General features: G+C 62.4%; 14 protein-coding genes, 1 tRNA gene and 1 riboswitch. Of the genes, 11 read left to right on the top strand and 4 right to left on the bottom strand.

Annotated elements, in window-relative coordinates; genetic code table 11:
* Positions 1-212: 212 nt before the first annotated feature.
* Positions 213-1,487, top strand: coding sequence for a hypothetical protein (locus AC07UX_RS03475; protein ID WP_495190598.1), 1,275 nt, complete (start codon positions 213-215; stop codon positions 1,485-1,487).
* 98 nt (positions 1,488-1,585) lie between these two features.
* Entirely contained in the window at positions 1,586-2,833 is a 1,248-nt protein-coding gene (locus tag AC07UX_RS03480; RefSeq protein WP_495190599.1) for a hypothetical protein, read from the top strand.
* Between the two features lie 27 nt (positions 2,834-2,860).
* On the opposite strand, the gene AC07UX_RS03485 is transcribed toward AC07UX_RS03480, so the two are convergent.
* On the bottom strand, positions 2,861-3,334 hold the full coding sequence (locus tag AC07UX_RS03485; protein WP_056681816.1) for an Lrp/AsnC family transcriptional regulator: 474 nt from the start codon (positions 3,332-3,334) through the stop codon (positions 2,861-2,863).
* Between the two features lie 202 nt (positions 3,335-3,536).
* On the opposite strand from AC07UX_RS03485, the gene AC07UX_RS03490 reads away from it, so the two are divergent.
* The 9 genes from AC07UX_RS03490 (at position 3,537) to AC07UX_RS03530 (ending at position 15,845) form a co-directional block, all read left to right on the top strand.
* Positions 3,537-5,288, top strand: coding sequence for a sensor histidine kinase (locus AC07UX_RS03490; RefSeq protein ID WP_495190600.1), 1,752 nt, complete (start codon positions 3,537-3,539; stop codon positions 5,286-5,288).
* Between the two features lie 63 nt (positions 5,289-5,351).
* Positions 5,352-6,389: a polysaccharide deacetylase family protein gene (locus AC07UX_RS03495; protein WP_495190601.1), complete on the top strand. Its 1,038-nt coding sequence runs from the start codon at positions 5,352-5,354 to the stop codon at positions 6,387-6,389.
* A 24-nt stretch (positions 6,390-6,413) separates the two neighbouring features.
* Positions 6,414-6,490 (top strand) — tRNA-Ile (locus AC07UX_RS03500).
* A 163-nt stretch (positions 6,491-6,653) separates the two neighbouring features.
* Complete coding sequence (locus AC07UX_RS03505) at positions 6,654-6,983, top strand: Arm DNA-binding domain-containing protein (RefSeq protein WP_495190602.1); 330 nt, start codon at positions 6,654-6,656, stop codon at positions 6,981-6,983.
* 190 nt (positions 6,984-7,173) lie between these two features.
* Positions 7,174-7,423, top strand: a riboswitch (cobalamin riboswitch).
* Between the two features lie 181 nt (positions 7,424-7,604).
* Positions 7,605-9,722 (top strand): TonB-dependent receptor, encoded by a 2,118-nt coding sequence (locus AC07UX_RS03510; RefSeq protein WP_495190603.1) that lies wholly within the window; start codon positions 7,605-7,607, stop codon positions 9,720-9,722.
* A complete protein-coding gene (locus tag AC07UX_RS03515) occupies positions 9,709-11,217 on the top strand; it encodes a PepSY domain-containing protein (RefSeq protein WP_495190604.1) in 1,509 nt (502 codons plus the stop codon). Before AC07UX_RS03510 ends, AC07UX_RS03515 begins: the two co-directional genes overlap by 14 nt.
* Positions 11,218-11,512: 295 nt before the next feature.
* Complete coding sequence (locus AC07UX_RS03520) at positions 11,513-13,795, top strand: TonB-dependent receptor (protein ID WP_495190605.1); 2,283 nt, start codon at positions 11,513-11,515, stop codon at positions 13,793-13,795.
* Positions 13,789-14,355: a hypothetical protein gene (locus tag AC07UX_RS03525; RefSeq protein WP_495191777.1), complete on the top strand. Its 567-nt coding sequence runs from the start codon at positions 13,789-13,791 to the stop codon at positions 14,353-14,355. Before AC07UX_RS03520 ends, AC07UX_RS03525 begins: the two co-directional genes overlap by 7 nt.
* Positions 14,352-15,845, top strand: coding sequence for a PepSY-associated TM helix domain-containing protein (locus tag AC07UX_RS03530; protein WP_495190606.1), 1,494 nt, complete (start codon positions 14,352-14,354; stop codon positions 15,843-15,845). The genes AC07UX_RS03525 and AC07UX_RS03530 overlap by 4 nt, the downstream gene beginning before the upstream one ends.
* Before the next feature lie 59 nt (positions 15,846-15,904).
* Here the strand turns inward: AC07UX_RS03530 and AC07UX_RS03535 are convergent, their stop codons facing one another.
* The 3 genes from AC07UX_RS03535 to AC07UX_RS03545 form a co-directional block, all read right to left on the bottom strand.
* Positions 15,905-16,195, bottom strand: coding sequence for a hypothetical protein (locus tag AC07UX_RS03535; protein WP_495190607.1), 291 nt, complete (start codon positions 16,193-16,195; stop codon positions 15,905-15,907).
* Positions 16,196-16,291: 96 nt separating this feature from the next.
* Positions 16,292-16,465, bottom strand: a complete 174-nt coding sequence (locus tag AC07UX_RS03540; protein ID WP_495190608.1) for a hypothetical protein — start codon at positions 16,463-16,465, stop codon at positions 16,292-16,294.
* 353 nt (positions 16,466-16,818) lie between these two features.
* Positions 16,819-17,214: a Rap1a/Tai family immunity protein gene (locus AC07UX_RS03545; RefSeq protein ID WP_495191778.1), complete on the bottom strand. Its 396-nt coding sequence runs from the start codon at positions 17,212-17,214 to the stop codon at positions 16,819-16,821.
* Positions 17,215-17,302: the final 88 nt, after the last annotated feature.

The following is a 17,302-nucleotide window of genomic DNA, read 5'->3' on the forward strand; positions in this document are numbered from 1 at the left end:
ACGGCATCCATGCGCGCGCGCCCGCATGTGCATGCAGGACGGCATGATGCGCGGATATGATCGCAGGCGGAACGAAAGGGCCGCATAACTGTTGCAAAATCGGACGATATAGGCTTGTTCAAAGGCCGTTCACGCGCCGTCCCCTAAACCGGCGCTCAATTGCGAAAGGTCGCCTGTTGTCCCCCATCAGGCGCGCAGAGGAGATGAGGATCATGCGTTTTGTTACCCCGGTGGCGCTCGCGCTGGCTTTGGCGATGACGAGCGGTGCCGTTTCGGCGCCTGCTTTTGCCGCGAAGAAGGAAGAAAAGAAGGCCGGGCCGAAGCTGAATGTTTCGCCCGACGTCATCAAGGCGCTGCAAACCGCGCAGAAGGCTGCCGAAGCGCAGGATTTCGCCGGCGCCAAGGCGGCATTGGCCGAAGCCGACAGCAAGGCGACGTCGAACGACGACAAATATCAGATCGGTGCGATCAAGCTGAACGCTTCGATCGCGTCGAAGGACGCCGCATTGCAGGGCGAAGCGCTGACCCAGATGCTCGACAGCGGTCTTACCCCGCCTGAGCAGGCTGGCCAGTTCAACGCGATCGCAGCCGACCAGGCGATGCAGGCCAAGAATTACGACCTTGCCATCCAGCGCGGCGAAGCGGCTCTGGCGGCGGGGTACAAGGCAGAAGCGGTGCAGCCGACCTTGGCCCAGGCCTATTTCGGCAAGGCCGGCACGGGCAACGGATCGGTCGAGCCGGCGCGTGGCTTCAACCAGAAGGGCCTTGCCGCGCTGAAGGCTGCTGCTGCCGCGTCCAAGGCTTCGGGTCAGGCGGTGCCGGCGCAATGGTATCAGATCGGCGTCAGCCGTGCCGAAGCGGCAAAGCTGCCGGAAGTCACCGAATGGGCGACCATGGCCTATCAGGCAGAGCCGAGTGGCCAGAATCTGCGTACGCTCGTGCGTCTGTTCCAGCGTGCCAACCCCAATATCTCGAATCGCGAGAATCTGGACGTGCTGCGCGTTCTGGGCGCTTCGGACGGACTGGTGATCGCGGCCGACTATACCGAATATGCCGAAATGGCGTCGAAGACCGGTATCTACGGCGAAGTGAAGTCGGTGATCGACAAGGGCCGGTCGAAGGGGGTGCTGAACGCCAGCTCCGCCAGCGACATCTATCAGGCCGCGGCGTCCAAGATCGCGGGCGACAAGGGATCGCTGGGTTCGGCCGAGGCTGATTCTCAGAAGGGCGCCAATGGCAAGATCGCCGCGGCGACGGCCGACGCCTATCTGGGCTATGGCGACTATGCCAAGGCGGTCACGCTGTTCGAGCTGGCCAAGCAGAAGGGCGGCGTCGATGCGGACGAAGTCAATACCCGCCTGGGCATCGCCAAGACGCTGAGCGGTGACAATGCCGGCGCAAAGGCTGCGTTCGAGGCCGTTCAGGCCGGGTCGCGCAAGCAGGTCGCCAATCTCTGGCTCGCCTATCTGAGCACCAAGGGCGCCTGATTATTCCAGAGCGGGGGCGCCGTGGTCATGTGCGGCCATGGCGCCTCCGCTTTTCTATTTCGATTTGATATATTTTTCTGGGGGAGGCCGGTTCGGCCATGCGTAACGACATATTGATTTCCCGCCTGCCGATGGCGGCGTTGATGGCTGCGACCATGATGGCCGCCACCCCCGCCGTGGCGAAAAAACAACCGGTGGTAAGCGGCCCGCCGATCACCATGTCCGATGGTTTTCGTGCCAATGTTCAGGCCGCCGAAGCGGCGCTGAAGGCGCGCGACGTGGCGACTGCCGGCCCGCGCATTTCCGCGCTCAGCCCGACCAATGATTTCGAATCCTATATCGTGGCCGGCCTGCGGTTCCAGCTGGCGGCGCAGCGCAACGACGTGCAGGCCAAGCGCATTGCGCTGACCGATATGTTCAAGACCAGTGCGCTGCCGCGAACCGATGCCCCCCGGCTGCGCTATGTCGCGGGCTACCTGTCCTACATGGTGGGCAATTACGAGGATGCGACCGCGCAGCTCGATTATGCCAAGACGTTGGGATATGACGGCGTCGATGCGACGATGTTGCGCGCCGATATCGCCCTGCGCCGCAACAAGCCCAAGGAGGCACGTCCCTTCGTGCAGGCGGCGATCGCCCAGCAGAAGGCAAGTGGGCAGGCCGTGCCGCTGGCATGGATCGATCGGGCAATCTCCATGGCCTATCAGGCGGGCGACTGGACCGAGGTGGGCCAACTGTATCGCGACCGGCTGAACCAGCAGGACGGCAATCAACAGTGGCGGTCCGCGCTGGTCAATTATCAGGCGGCGGCCGAACTGGAGCCGCAATTGCAGCTGGACCTCTATCGCTTGCAGGCGGCCAATGGCGCGATGGCGAGCGAGCGCGATTATCAGAATTATGCGCAGGCGGCTGAAAAGTCGGGCTATTATGCCGAAGCCAAGGCGATCATCGAGGCCGGGCGCAGCGCGGGCAAGCTGACATCGACGCAGAGCGTCACCAGCCAGTTGCTCAAGAGCGTCACGCCCAAGGCGGTGAAGGAAATCGGCGCTCTCCCCGCGCAGGCGAAAAAGGCAGCGGCGTCCAGCAATGGGAAGGATGCGCTGGCCGTGGCGGACAGCTATTTCTCGCTCAGCCAGTTCCCGCAGGCGGTCGAGCAATATCGGCTGGCGCTGAGCAAGGGCGGTGTCGATGCCGGCCGCACCAACGCCCGTCTGGGGGTGGCGCTGGCGCGGTCGGGCGATCTGGCCAATGCGCAAACGACATTGGCGCAGGTCACCGGCAACTGGACCGCGATTGCGGGCTTCTGGACGCTATGGGCCGAGCATCAGAATCGCAAGGCCGGCTGATGCAGCTGGTCCCTCTGCCCGGATGATTTACACGGGCAGGGGGACGCCGGGCAGGTTCTTCGACGTGCGGATGGTCAGCGACGTCTTGACGCTGACCACGTTGGGCGCAGGCGTCAGTTTCGATGTCAGGAATTGCTGGAAGCTTTGCAGGTCGGGCGCGACCACCTTCAGGATGAAGTCGATTTCGCCGTTCAGCATATGACATTCGCGGACTTCCGGCAGCGATGCGACATGGTCCTGGAAGGCCTTCAGATCGGCTTCCGCCTGGCTTTTCAGGCTGACCATGGCGAAGACGGTGATCGTATAGCCCAGCATCGCCGGGTCGACCACGGCATGATAGGATTTGATCGCACCGGCTTCCTCCAGCGCGCGGACGCGGCGCAGGCAGGGGGGCGCGGTCAGGCCGACCTTGCGGGCCAATTCCACATTGGTCATCCTGCCGTCCTGTTGGAGCTCGCCCAGGATCTGCATGTCGATGTCGTCGATATTGGGGCCGGCCATTATTTCGATTATTTCCTGTCCTGTTTATGCACCCCATCATAATAATGTTTCAGAGCAATGCAATTGTCCCACTATGCGACGATCGCTTTCGTTCGCGGGATCGGGGCCTTTTCCTTTTTCGCCTATGCGCCTATCGGTATTTGGCGCAGCGTCGGCAAAAGGCCCGCTGCCAGCTTATAACCCGTTTGATTTGGGGAATTTCGTGCGTTTCAACGATCTCTTGCAGACAGTTCTGGCAGCGGATGACCGCGGCGGGCTGAGCGCGGTGACGTTGTGGCGCCAATGCGTCGATCTGTTGGCGCAGCGCGACCGGGCCGACCGGGTGCTGATGGATGCGTCGGAACGCGACGCCTTGCTTGGCCGTCTGAATGCCCTGCGCCCGCAACTGACCGAAACGCAACGAATCGCGACGGTCGTGGAATTGGGAGGCCGACTGCGGTCGCCCAGCCTGATGGCGTTTTTCGCCAACGACCGGCCGTCGATCGCTGCCGCCGCCGCCGCGCGGGCGCAGTTGCCGGATTCCGCCTGGATCGACCTGCTGTCGCATCTGACGCCGACGGCGCGGGGCGTTCTGCGCGGCCGTCGCGATATCGGCGCGGCCACCCGGCAGGGGCTGGAAGCGTTTGGCGCGCATGATCTGGTGCTGTCCACCGAGCGGCGGGACATGGTCGGAGATCCGGAGATGATCCTGAGCGTCGAGATGCGGGCCGATCCGCAGCCGGAACCTGCGCCCGCACCGTTCGATCCCCCCGCGTCGCGGGCCGCTACCCCGGCCGCCGCCAATGTCACGCCGCTGCGAACTCAGTCGGGTGAAGAGGGGCAGATCCGCAATCTGGTCGATCGGATCGCCCGCTTCACCAGCAATCGCAAGCCGCCCGAAGCCGCCAATTCCGATATAAATATCGCCCCGGCGCCGCGCCATTTCGCGTTCGAGACGGATGCGGAAGGCGTGATTTTATGGATCGACCAGGGGCCGCGCGCGGCGTTGATCGGGCTGGATCTGGGCGACGTCGCGCTGGACGGGGATAGCGGTCCGGACGCCCATGTGGCCGGCGCCTTCGCACGACGCAGCGCTTTCCAGAATGGCCGCTTCACGATCGTCGGTGGCGCCATGGCGGGCGAATGGCGCCTGTCGGCCACGCCCTTCTTCGACAATCGATCGGGCCGCTTCCAGGGGTACAGGGGACAGGCGCGCCGCCCCTTCCTGCATGAAGTGGCGAGCGAACCACGGCCTGCCGCCATGGCGATCGCCGGCCTGTCGGCGGATTCGCTGCGGCAGTTGGTGCACGAACTGCGTACGCCGCTGAACGCGATTCTGGGCTTTGCCGAAATCATCGAGCAGGAATTGTTCGGCGCGGCCGGCGTCGCCTATCGCGACATGGCCGGCAAGATTGCCGTCGATGCCCGGCATCTGCTGGCGGCGTTCGACGATCTGGATCTGGCCGCGCGCGTGTCGCGCGGCGATGGGGCGACCATGCCACAACTGATCGACCCGGCATTGCTGGTGACGCAGGTGGCGACCCGCTTCCGCGACCAGGGCGCGCCGGACATCGACATCGCCATCGCGCCCGGCCTGCCGCAGGTACGGATCGATCCGGTACAGGGCGAGCGCATGGTGCAGCATCTGTTGCGGACCGTCCTGTCCGTGACGCCACCGTCCGAGACCGTCACCGGTGCCTGCTGGTTCCAGCCGGATGGTGGCGCAGGGCGGGTGGCAATCGCCATCGATCGGCCAACGAGCCTGATCGGGATGGAAGAAACGCAGTTGCTCGATCCGGGCTATGACGGCACCGGCGACTGGGTGGACGGGCCGCTTCTGGGCCTGGGCTTTTCGCTGCGCCTCATTCGCGGACTCGCAGCGACCAGCGGAGGCGGCCTTGCGATCGAGCAGGGGCGCCTGCTGCTCACCATCCCTGCCGTCGCGGCGGCTGGCGGCATGGCCGATCTTGGCTGATTGCCGGGATTGATTGGCGCTCAGGGAAACCCTATCGCAACCATTGGACGATAGGGGTATGGCATGACTGTTCCCCATCATGATGGCAATCTACTCCAGCCGCCGCTGGCGCAGGATATGATCACGCTCGATCCGGCCTTCGGCACGCGCTTCATGCTGTTCGTCGATACCGAAGAGGAATTTGACTGGGACGCGCCGTTCAGCCGCGTCGGCCATGGCGTGACCGCGCTGGCCGGCATGGCGCGTGGGCAGGCCTATTTCGCCGCTGCGGGGGTGAAGCCCATCTATGTCACCGATTATCCGGTGATCGACGATGACGCCGCCGCCGCGATGATGGGCCAGTGGGCCAGCGACGGTGCGGCGGACATCGGCGCGCACCTTCACCCCTGGGTCAACCCGCCGCATGTGGAGGCGGTGAATGCCGCCAACAGCTATGTCGGTTTCCTGCCCGATGCCGTGGAGCGCGCCAAGCTGGAGGCGTTGTGCGTCCGTATCGAGCAGCGTTTCGGTCGGCGCCCGATAGCCTATCGCGCGGGCCGGTACGGCGTTGGTCCCAACAGCGCGCGCCTGCTGGAGGAAGCAGGGTTCCGCCTGGACAGTTCGGTGCGTAGCCGCTTCGATTATAGTCATCAGCACGGGCCTGATTTCCACGGCCTGCCGCAACTGCCCTATTGGGCAGGGCCGAGCCGATCGCTGATCGAGCTGCCGCTCTCGACCGCCTTTGCCGGCCTGTTGCGCGGGGGCGGGGAGCGGCTTTATCGTGCGGCGCAGGCAATGGGGCCGCTGGCAGGTGCGCTGTCGCGAGCACGGATGCTCAGCCGCATTCCGCTGACGCCGGAGGGGGTGCCGCTTCACGAGGCGATAGCCGCTATCGACGCCCTGATCGAGGAGGGCGTGCCGGTTCTCAACTTCAGCTTCCATTCGCCGACACTGGAACCGGGGCATACCCCCTATGTTCGCAGCGAAAGCGACCGAACGGCCTTTTATGCCTGGTGGGATGGGGTGTTGGCGCATCTGGCGCGTCGGAATGTGGCCGCTGCGACCCTGGATCAATTCATTGCTGCGGTTCCCGCGCATTCACGGGCTTGCCAAGCGGCCTAATGCTGCCTATCGGCTGCGCAAGTGGGGCCTGTAGCTCAATTGGTTAGAGCTGTCCGCTCATAACGGATAGGTTGCGGGTTCAAGTCCTGCCGGGCCCACCACATATTGCACCCAGATCGGGTCAAATGGTATGGATAACTCCTTAACATACAAAGAGTTACTCGGCCATAACAGACCGGGACAGTTCATAACGAATCAGGACAGTTTAGCGAAATTAGGGGTAAAATTGGGGGTAAAGCGCGCCGATTTGGGGGTAAAATTCCCATGCCGCTTACCATCACTGAAGTTAAGAACGCCAAGGCCGGTCGAAGCGACTACAAGCTGGCTGATCCCAATGGCTTATATCTGAATGTATCGAAGGCTGGGGACAAAACCTGGCGCTTCAAATACAGAGTGGGTGTGAAAGAGAAATCTCTCACGCTCGGTCGCTACCCTTTAATGGGCCTTGTCGCAGCGCGGAATGCTCTTCTCTTCTGCACCTGGGGATCGAAAATGGCCCCCTGTAGGGCAAAGAAGGGTCGGTTTCACCGAAAGCGAACGCCTTGGGTTGGGACGAAGTTGTCGCTCCAGGCTTTTTCATTAGCTGTCAGGTAAAGCCAGAACCAGCCACTGCCAAGATGCAGCCAGAAACTCCTAGGCGCAATCTTGCCGTCTATTTGCGTAAGGTAGGAATATCATTCTGCTCGAGGCGATCCACCTCTGGTGGGGCAGATGTCAAAATCGCTTGCCCTGGCAAAATTGAGATCATAAGCAAGCGCGTCCGCTCGAAACCTTTGGGATTTGGGAGGATAAAGATCGCGTCGGTTCCCCGGAGACGGGGATTAAAATGGGAACGCGGTGCGGATGGCGTGCGCCGTCCAAATCCGAGGCTGTCCCTGCAACTGTAAGTGGCGAGCGCGATATACAGGCGCGGACGGCATCATGACCGATCCGCCAGCCACTGGGCCGGACGCTGAAACATGCGAGGCCTGGGAAGGCCGTATATCAAGCGATGACCCATGAGCCAGGAGACCTGCCGGCGTCTGGTCGCTCTTGCCTTGGTCCAGGGGATGGCCGCGGCACGGTATACTCCGTCTGAGCGACGAACGAGCGGCTGGGGCCGCATCGGACGCTGTGTGTCGGTCGCCCCTGGCGTCCGGCCGATGCCGGCTGCCGACCGTTTTTTGAACGGCACGCCCCCGCCCGATTGTCGTGCGACGCCGACGGGGGAAGATCATGTTGAAGTTCACACCGGCTGCGATTGCGGCCTTCTCTTTTGCTGCGCCCGGCGCCTTTGCCCAACCCGCCGATGAGAATAGCGGCGATGCGGCGATCATCGTGACGGGCATGGTCGATCCGCTGCGCCTCAACCAGAAGAATGAGGGGGCCAGCCGCCTTGGCCTGACCGCGCTGGAAATGCCGTCCAGTGTCGAGACGCTGGATGGCGACGCCATCCGACTGCGCGGCGACCTGACCATTCAGGATGCCGCAGCGCGGGCGACGGGCATCGTCAACACGTCCGGCGTCTTTGGGTACGGCCTGTCTGCGCGCGGCTTCACCGGGCAGAATTCGGTCATGACGCTCTATGACGGGATGCGCATGTATAACAATACGCTGACCTTCCCGGCGGACCCGTGGATGGCGCAAAGCGTGGAGATACTGCGCGGCCCTGCCTCCGTCCTATATGGTGAGGGGGCGATTGGCGGCGCGGTCAATGTCGTGCGCAAGCGGCCGTCCGATGACATGCAGGTCAGCGGGCGCGTGGGCATATCTTCCTATGACAGTTTCACTATAGGGGTCGGTGCAGGTGGCCCGGTAACGGACGGTATCGCTTTCCGTGCGGATGCCAGCGTCCGCCGGTCCGAAGGCTGGATGGCGCGGGGCGACGCCGATGCGGTGGCGCTGGCCGGGGCGATTCGGCTGAAGCCTGCCGCGAACATGAGCATCACTCTGTCCCATGATCATAGCGAGCAAAATCCGCGCACATGGTTCGGCGTGCCGCTGGTGAACGGGAAGCTCGACCGGTCGATCCGCAGGAACAACTATAATGTCGCCGACGCCCGGCTGCGCTTCCGCGATAACTGGAGCCAAGCGAAGGTAGAATGGACGCCGTCGGATGCGCTGACGATCCGCAGCACCTTTTATCACCTGTGGGCTAACAAATATTGGAAGAACGCCGAAAGCGCCACCTATGTGCCAGCAACGGACAGCAATCCCGCGCAGGTGCGTCAATCCAGTTTCTTGGAACTCTACCACATCCAGAAGCAGACCGGGAACCGCACCACCGCCACGCTGAACCATGGCATAGGCGGACTGGACAACACTCTGGTGGTCGGCTTCGACGTCAATCGCATCAGTTACAAAAATGTCAGCAACAGCGGCAATAATGCGACGCGCTTGGTCGATGCGGTCGATCCCGATCCGGGCCTGTTCATCCATCAGCCCGGCGCGCCAACCAGGCCGCGCTACACCAACCGCATCCGCCAATATGCTGTCTTTGCCGAAGACCGTTTGAAGTTCAGCGAGCAATTTTCGCTGGTCGGCGGGCTGCGTTACGACCGGCCGGAAATCACCAAGACGGATTATGTGAGCGCGGCCAACAATTTCACCGCGACGCCCGATGCCGTGACCTGGCGCATGGGGGCGGTCTATAATCCGGTGCCCTCGCTTGCGCTCTATGGCCAATATGCGACCGCCGCCGATCCGGTCGGCGCGCTGGTGTCCACCAGCGCCGCGCAGAGCGATTTCGACCTGTCGACCGGTCGCCAATATGAGGCGGGGATCAAGCATATCTTCTGGGGATCGCGCGGCCAGTGGACGCTGGCCGTCTATGATATCGTCAAGCGCAAGCTGCTGACGTCCGATCCGTTGATTCCGACCATCCAGGTGCAGGTGGGCGAGCAAAGTTCGCGCGGGGTGGAAGCATCGCTGTTCCTGGAGCCGGTCGATCGGCTAAACATCACCCTGAACGGTGCGCTGGTGCGGGCTCGCTATGATGATTTTGCGGAGTCGGTAGGCGGTATGCTGTTCCAGCGGACCGGCAATCGCCCCAGCAATGTCGCGGCGAAAAGCGCCAATGCCTTTGTCAGCTGGGAATTTGCCGACAATTGGGTGCTGGACGGCGGCGTCAGTCACCTCGGCAAACGGTATCAGGACGCGGCGAACAGCCGGATCGTGCCGGCCCATACGCTGACCGACGCAGGTGTCCGCTGGCAGTTCATCGTAGGGGCGAGCGCCGCGCTGCGCGTGCGCAACATCTTCAATGAGACTTATTCCCGGGCGACTTATGGCCAGACGCAATGGGTATTGGGCGATCCCCGGACGGTGGAGGCTACGCTGCATGTCGCCTTCTGATGGGATGGTAGCGGCGCGGCGGGGTCGATCGGTTCCCGCTGCGGCGACGCTGTGGAAGGCGACGAAGCGGTGGCTTTACGTGTTTCACCGCTGGACCGGCATAGGGCTGTGCCTGCTCTTTGCCATCTGGTTTTTTTCCGGGCTGGTGATGCTTTATGTCTCCTTCCCATCCTTCCGTGCGGTGGAGCGGGTGGCGACGGCGGAGCCGATCGACTGGCGACAGGTGCATGTGGGGCCGGACCAGGCGCTGTCCGGTCTTGGCGAGGTGGACGCCCCAACCGAAATGCGGCTGGGCATGACGGGTGGGGAGCCGGTTTATCGCATCGTCACGACGCAGGGGCGGCGGGCCGTGTCGGCCCGGACAGGTGCCGAAATCCGCGCTGTCGACGCACGCGGGGCCGGGACGATCGCTTCGGCACTGACCGGCGCGGCGGTGGTGTCCGTCGATCCGGTCGAACATGACCAGTGGGTCGTAACCCGCGCCTATAAGGCGATGGCCCCTTTCTGGCGCGTGCGCACGGCCGATGCCGCCGCGTCCGACATCTACGTCAGTCAGAGGACCGGGGAAGTGGTGCAGAACACGACCGGAAAGGAGCGCTTCTGGAACTGGCTGGGCGCGGTGCCGCACTGGATCTACTTCGAGGTGCTGCGCGTGTTTCAGGAGCCATGGCGCCAGACGGTGCTGTGGACATCCGGCATCGGGATGCTGGGTGCGCTGGCGGGCATGGGCGTTGGCCTTCTGCGGATCAGGTTGCGGCGCCGCTACAAGTCGGGATCGGTCAGCCCCTATCGCGGCTGGATGCACTGGCATCATATCGTCGGGATGATCGGCGGCCTGTTCTTGGTCACATGGATATTCAGCGGCTGGCTGTCCATGAGCCCTTGGGGCGGCTTGCGCGACCGGGGGCGGGAGGAGACTGCCAGCCTCTATGCAGGAGCCAAGCCCGGCTTCGCGGCAACGGACATGCGAATGCTGGCGCAGGTGGGAACTGGCACGCGGGAAGTGCGGTTCGTTTGGCTGGGCGGGCAACCGGTTATCACGATGTGGGGCGGGGATGGTCCGCGCCTGATCGAAGCGGCGACTGCACGGCCTGTCGTGATGGAGCGTGTCCGCATTATCGCCGCAGCGCGGGCCGCCATGCCGGACGCGGACCTTGTCGGGATCGAGCCAGTGGAACGGCCCGATCGCTACTGGTATTCGACCGGCGACCCGCGCGATGACAGCCGCCCGCTACCCGTGCTGCGGCTGAAATTCGACGATCCGGCGCAGACCTGGCTTCATGTCGATCCGGTGACTGGCGCGCTACTTGGGCAGATGGGATCAGGCGGGCGCAGCTATCGCTGGCTGTTCAACGCGCTTCACAGCTTGGACTTTCCATGGCTGCTCCTATGGCCGCCGATGCGCCATTTTCTCGTCTGGATGCTATCTGGCGCGGGGCTCGTTATTTCGATCAGCGGTGTGGTGATTGGCGTGCGGCGGCTGCGGCGCAGATAGGCAGCGTGAAGACCAAGTTCGGCTATAAACGGTCGCCTAAGCTACGACCAGTGAATGGCTCGATTTTGTCGCGATCTGTGTGTGAGCGGACGGACCGCACCTAAGACCAAAAATTGGCAGCTGAACGGCGACAAAGGGTCTGGTGTGACCAAAGCTGTATCGCTGGCAGGAGAATCTCGAACAAACTTGGATCCTAACTCCGCGACAAGCCACCTATGATCACGTGATGAAATGACATTGACTCGCGTTAGCATTGTCAAATATGGAGCCCTCAATAATATTGGGGGTTCATATTATGCGGTCGTTTTTCTTGTTTTATGGGGCGGCTGTTGCCACACTCGCGACCCCGGCGCTGGCCCAGCGGATGCCGGACGAGGTTGTGGAAGAAGGCGCGCCCGCCGAGATCATCGTCACTGGTGAAAAAAGCGCCCGCAGCTTGCAGGACACGCCGACCAGCATTGCCGTCACCACAGCGGAGCGGATTCGCAAGGAAGCGCTGATCTCCATTCAGGACGTCTATAACCGCACTGCCAACCTGTCCGAAACCTACGGATCGGCAGGCTTCACCATTCGCGGCATCAGCAATACAGGTGTGGGCGCTGGCGGTCAGGCAGACGCCGCGACCGTCTATGTCGATGGCGCGCCGATCCCCAATTCGGCCCTCTACGGCGGCCCGACCGACATGTGGGACGTGCAGCAGGTCGAAGTGCTGCGCGGGCCGCAATCGACCATTCAGGGCCTCAACGCGCTGGCGGGCGGGATCGTCATCACCAGCAAGGATCCCTCGCTCGACCGCTGGACCGGCGACGCGCGCATCCTGTGGACAGAGCATAATGACCGCACCCTGTCCGCCGCGATCGGAGGGCCGATCATCCGCGACGAGTTGGGCTTGCGCCTGTCCGCAGAGCGCCGCTCGGACCGGGGCATCATCCGCAACGTGACGCGCGGCGGCTATGACGATGCAATGAAATCGCTCAACCTGCGCGGCAAGATCAAATGGACGCCGCAGGCAATCCCCGGCCTGGAGGCGGTGGCCAGCTATAACCGCGTACGGCGGGACGGCGGCTACCTCTATGAATATACACGGACCGACGTTGCCGGTTATTTCGACCATCGTACAGGCGCCGGCGATCAGCCAAGCCGGGGCAAGATAGACAGCGACATCGCCGTCTTCAACATGAGCTATCCACTGGCTAGCGACCTGAAATTGTCCAGCGTCACATCCTGGAACAAGTCGAAGGTTCATTCGGTGGTCGACACCGACGGCACGGCGCAGGATATCCAGACGATCGACAATCGCTATCGCACCCGCACGCTGACGCAGGAAGTACGCCTGAACTATGATAGCCCGTCGCTCAGCGGGCTGCTGGGCGCCTGGTATTATCGGCGCACCGGCAGCCTGAGCGCCAACAACCGCCTGAACATCGCCACGCCGACATCGACCATAGCCGGTCTCTTGCAGGCCAATGGCGCGACGGCCGCACAGGCGCAGTTCATCAGCGCCGCCTATGCCGCGCAACTACCGGTGATCCCGGTGCTGTATCAGGCGGAGCAGCCCGAACGGGTAGAAACCATGGCGCTGTTCGGCGACGCCCGGTTTAAGGTCACCGAACGCCTGACACTGATAGGTGGCTTCCGTTTCGACCATGAACGCAACCGCTATGCTGCCGAAACAGTGGCCGCATTCAACGGCACCCTGCCCAACGTCAATTTCCTTGGCGCCCCCTATGCGTCGATCATCACTCTCATCAACCAGGGCGTCCTAGGCCTTGTATCCGACGCATCCTCGCCGCTGGCGTCAAACACACGTAGCTTCAACGCCTTCCTGCCCAAGGCGGGGATCAGCATGGCGTGGACGCCCGACCTGACGACGGCCTTCACGGTGCAGCGCGCCTACCGTTCCGGCGGATCAAGCCAGAACCCGGCGCGCGCGCAATTGGTCCCCTACGATCCGGAATATAGCTCGAACTATGAAGGGTCGCTTCGGTCCAAATGGTTGGATGGCCGCCTGACGCTCAATGCCAATATATTCTACATGGAATGGAAGGACCAGCAGGTCACCGCCTATTTCAGCGACAACGCCTATGACTATAATACGGTCAATGCGGCGGGATCGCATCTTTACGGGTTCGAGGTGGAAGCAAATGCCACGGTCGCGCCCGGCATCGACCTCTATGCCTCGGCTGGACACACGCGGACCAAGTTCGACGATTTCACGCTGCCGCAGGGCGCCACCAGCCAGATCGACTTGAAAGGGACGCAATTCCCCTATGCGCCGCGCTGGACGCTGTCGGGCGGCGTGAACGCTACCTTCGGCGGCGGCTTCACCGCCAACCTTAACGCCAATTATCGCAGCGCCGTCTATACCGGCGTGGGTCAGGATCAGGCGCAGTTCAAGGTCAGTGGCCGCACGGTCGTGGGCGCGCGGCTCGGCTACGAGACCGAAAACTGGTCGTTGTTTGCCTTCGCCCGCAATCTGCTGAGCGAGAAATATACCCAATATGCCTATAGCGCGATCAACCAGGCGATCCTGGGTGATCCGCAGACCTTCGGCATCGGCGCGAGCGTACACTGGTGATACTCCTTGCCAGTCTTCTATTGATCGCTGGTGGCGCGCTCGGCGCGCTGCTCCTGCGCCGGTCGTGGCGGCAACGTAACGGATCGGTGTTCGCGCTCGTCGTGAGTGGCTGGGCGATCCTGATCGCGCTGGCGCTCGCGGCGGTGTGGGCGATCGGCCCGGTCAAGGGGGTGGCCGTCGCACTGGCGATGGAGGGCATCGGCGCATTGCTGGTCGTGTGGGAAGGCCGCGTGCGTCGCAAGGTCGCCCGGGTGCGCGATGGCGATGTCGCGCCCGAACCTCTGGAGGAGCCGGGACGTTTCTGGCGCGGGGTATTGCGTGCGTTGCTGGCAGGACCGCTCGGCATGACGGCGGCGATGGGCGTGGCCTTCTGCATCACCGTCTATTTGCCCGGCGATCCCCGCACCCGGATCGTGTTGGGCGGGGTGTTGCTGCCGATCCTGTGGGGGCTGGCAATGACCTGGACTTTGGCGGACCGCCGGCTGTTGCGGGCGACAACCGTGCTGGTGGGCGCCAGCATCATCGGCTTCGGCCTTGCCGCATTGGGGGGCTCTGCGTGAGCGATCTGCATAGTCAGAATAACGGCCGGGCCAGGAAATGGCGCTGGCCCTTGTCGCCCGAAACGGTGCGATCGGTGCTCAGCAGCCATTCGGTGCTGGGGCTGGCCTTTGCCGCGATCATCTACATTGTCTGCCTGACCGGCACCGTTGCCGTGTTCGCGCCCGATCTGGAGCGCTGGGAAGTACCGGCGACACCGATGGTCGCGAGCCTGTCGGATGCCGCCGCCGCACGGGCCATCGCCGTAGCGGCAAAGCGCGCACCTGCCGACACGACCCTCTATTTGTCGCTGCCTACGGTCAGCCGGAGCGGCGCCAGCCTGACCGCCTTCAGCGCCAGCTATGAACATAAATGGGGCGTAGCGTCCGATGGCAGCCTGTCCGATCTGGAAGCGGTCTGGACCGAATTCCTGCTCCACCTCCATATCAATCTGCATTTGCCGCGCAGTTGGGGGGAGTTCATCGTCGGGCTGACCGGCGTGGCACTGCTATCTTCACTGGTGTCGGGTATATTGGCGCATCCCCGCGTGCTGCGCGACGCCTTTCACCTGCGGCTGGGCGGATCGCGCCTGTTGCAGGAAGCGGACCTGCACAATCGCCTCGGCATCTGGGCCTTGCCATTTCATTTCACGCTGGCGCTGACCGGGGCTCTGCTGGGGCTGAGCACCATCATCGTCGCGATGTTGGCGATGCTGCTCTATCGCGGCGACATGGGGAAGGTTTATGAACTGTTCCTCGATCCGCCGCCGAAGGTCGATAGGCGCGCTATGCCCATTCCCGACATCGCGAAGCTGATCGCCGATGCCCGTCTCCGTGAACCGGCAGCGAGCGCGGACAATATCATGGTCGAACGGCCCGGCCGGGCAGACATGCGCGTATCCATCCATAGCGGTCGGCCGACATTGCTGACCCAGCAGGATGAAGTGCAATATGATGCCCGCGGGCACCTTCTCCATCAGGAACGCCCGCAGGATCTTGTCGTCGGCACCCGGATGCTGACCGGTATCGGCCAGCTGCATTTCGGCTGGTTTGGCGGGTTGCCGGTACGGATCGCCTATGGCCTGCTCGGCATTGCGCTAAGCATCGTCACGTCGAGCGGCGTGACGATCTGGCTGGCGCGGCGACGCGACCGTGGCCGGCCAGCGCCGCAATGGGAGCGGATCTGGGCGGCGATATGCTGGGGTCAGCCGGTCATCCTCATACTGACCGCCATGGTGACCTTTGCCCTGCCACAGGCGCCCTTGCCACCGATCTGGCTGGGCCTGACCGTCCTGTCGGTGTTGGCGGCGGGCATTGCGAAGCAACTCCCAAGGCTGCGTATCGCGCGTGGCTTGAAATGGGCATTGGCCGCCGGCCTGCTGATCGTCGCGCTGATCCACGGCATTCCGCTATTGGCAAGCGGACAGGGCCAACTGGTCGACCTATTGCTGTTCGCTGGGGGCGTTGGACTTCTGTCCGTCCTCCTCCGCAACCGCGCTCAACTTCGGAACTAATGATCGAGGGCCAATTACTTAAGGTAAAGTAATGCGTCGCTCAACGGACTTCATCGCCTTTATGAAGGACATGAGCCACTCGATTGACCCAGGGCTGTCGCAATCTCTGTGAGCAACGCCAGCCGCTGCTCGAGCATGGTTCGCGATAGCAAATCCGTCATTGCCCAGTCAAAGCGCTCGAACAGCGCCCGGTTAGAAAACAGCATCTCATGGGCCTCGGCAGATGCCTGAGCAGCACGCAACGCATCAGACCAGTTCACTTGACCGTGCGCCGACCTGGCGGCGATCTCTGCTCCAATACGCGCCTCAAGCGCCTCGATCGACTGTCTTAGCCGCTCGCGATCATCCACGGGATACCCGTCCTGCGTAAGGAGCTTAGGGAAGTCCGATGGAGCATTCTCAGTGATGGTCGTCTCAAGACGCCGGATCGTCGAGATAACGTTCTGTCAGAGCCACATCACCCGCTCTGGGGACCAGGTTTCGCATAGCGAACGTCCGGAAGAGCTCCCGTACCCGATCTTGTGAACGAGGGCATGGCGGGTCATGAAGAGTTCCTTGAGCACGTCGCGCATGAATGGCTCTCGCACGACATCGCCGAACAGCCCAAGCTGTTCGATCACTATAGGCTGGATCGTACTATCAGGCGACGTCGCGATGGCCTGAACTTCGTTGGCGCGGCGGCTTTTTCTTTTTGCCTACCACCAACGCCGGCAATGATATCATTTCACGTTGTCACTATAGAATGATCATCACTGTCTGCATGCCAGATCTTAAGCTATTCGTTTCAGGCGTAGCATGTCGCAAATCTTAATAGGTTTCATCCCAAAACCGTCATTTATGGCAATCGGTCCAACATACTTCCATTGCTGCTCCAATCGCCCAGGGTCAATGGAGCATGCCTTTCCAACCTGATCTCTTGCCTACTGCAATCAAGAGGCGCGGTTCCATTTGCGTGGATCGCGCCGTCGGGCGATCAGGGTTTGACAGGTGATACCGGTGCGGCAGGAGGCGAAGAGAGGGCTTTGGCAGCGCCGCAGGGATATTTGATCTTGAGCGCACGCACGACGACCGACGCCCCCTGCGCAAGACGATCATTGGGATTGGCCTGTATATGCTGCACCACAACATCGCGGAGTTCACTCTGCGGCGTTGCCGCTGGAATACAAAATTCCCGAATATTAAGCCATGTTTCATAAGCGCGTACGCTATCGAAAACGCCTGCAATATAAGCGAAGCAAAAGGACGCGCTGTCCGAAGACACTTCGCCGCATCGATTTATCACATCAGCACCGCGGACTACGCCGAGACTGGTGTCGCCATAGTTGGGCGCTCCCGACTGGGCGAGAAGCAAGAGTGTCAATCCAAGCATGTCCAAATTCTCCAGCTCATTCTGTAGTCCGTTCGGGATTATTGCTCAACGCGGAGCGGAACGAGAGATGTAAAAGAAACATGTTTTC

It is taken from the genome of Sphingobium sp. GW821-FHT02B05 (genome assembly GCF_059421905.1).

Bases quoted from the DNA above. Each gene is read 5' to 3' on its own strand.
- AC07UX_RS03485 (WP_056681816.1), bottom strand. From the start codon at position 3,334: ATGGCCGGCCCCAATATCGACGACATCGACATGCAGATCCTGGGCGAG.
- AC07UX_RS03515 (WP_495190604.1), top strand. From the start codon at position 9,709: ATGTCGCCTTCTGATGGGATGGTAGCGGCGCGGCGGGGTCGATCGGTT.
- AC07UX_RS03520 (WP_495190605.1), top strand. From the start codon at position 11,513: ATGCGGTCGTTTTTCTTGTTTTATGGGGCGGCTGTTGCCACACTCGCG.
- AC07UX_RS03475 (WP_495190598.1), top strand. From the start codon at position 213: ATGCGTTTTGTTACCCCGGTGGCGCTCGCGCTGGCTTTGGCGATGACG.
- AC07UX_RS03480 (WP_495190599.1), top strand. From the start codon at position 1,586: ATGCGTAACGACATATTGATTTCCCGCCTGCCGATGGCGGCGTTGATG.
- AC07UX_RS03545 (WP_495191778.1), bottom strand. From the start codon at position 17,214: ATGCTTGGATTGACACTCTTGCTTCTCGCCCAGTCGGGAGCGCCCAAC.
- AC07UX_RS03505 (WP_495190602.1), top strand. From the start codon at position 6,654: ATGCCGCTTACCATCACTGAAGTTAAGAACGCCAAGGCCGGTCGAAGC.
- AC07UX_RS03495 (WP_495190601.1), top strand. From the start codon at position 5,352: ATGACTGTTCCCCATCATGATGGCAATCTACTCCAGCCGCCGCTGGCG.
- AC07UX_RS03510 (WP_495190603.1), top strand. From the start codon at position 7,605: ATGTTGAAGTTCACACCGGCTGCGATTGCGGCCTTCTCTTTTGCTGCG.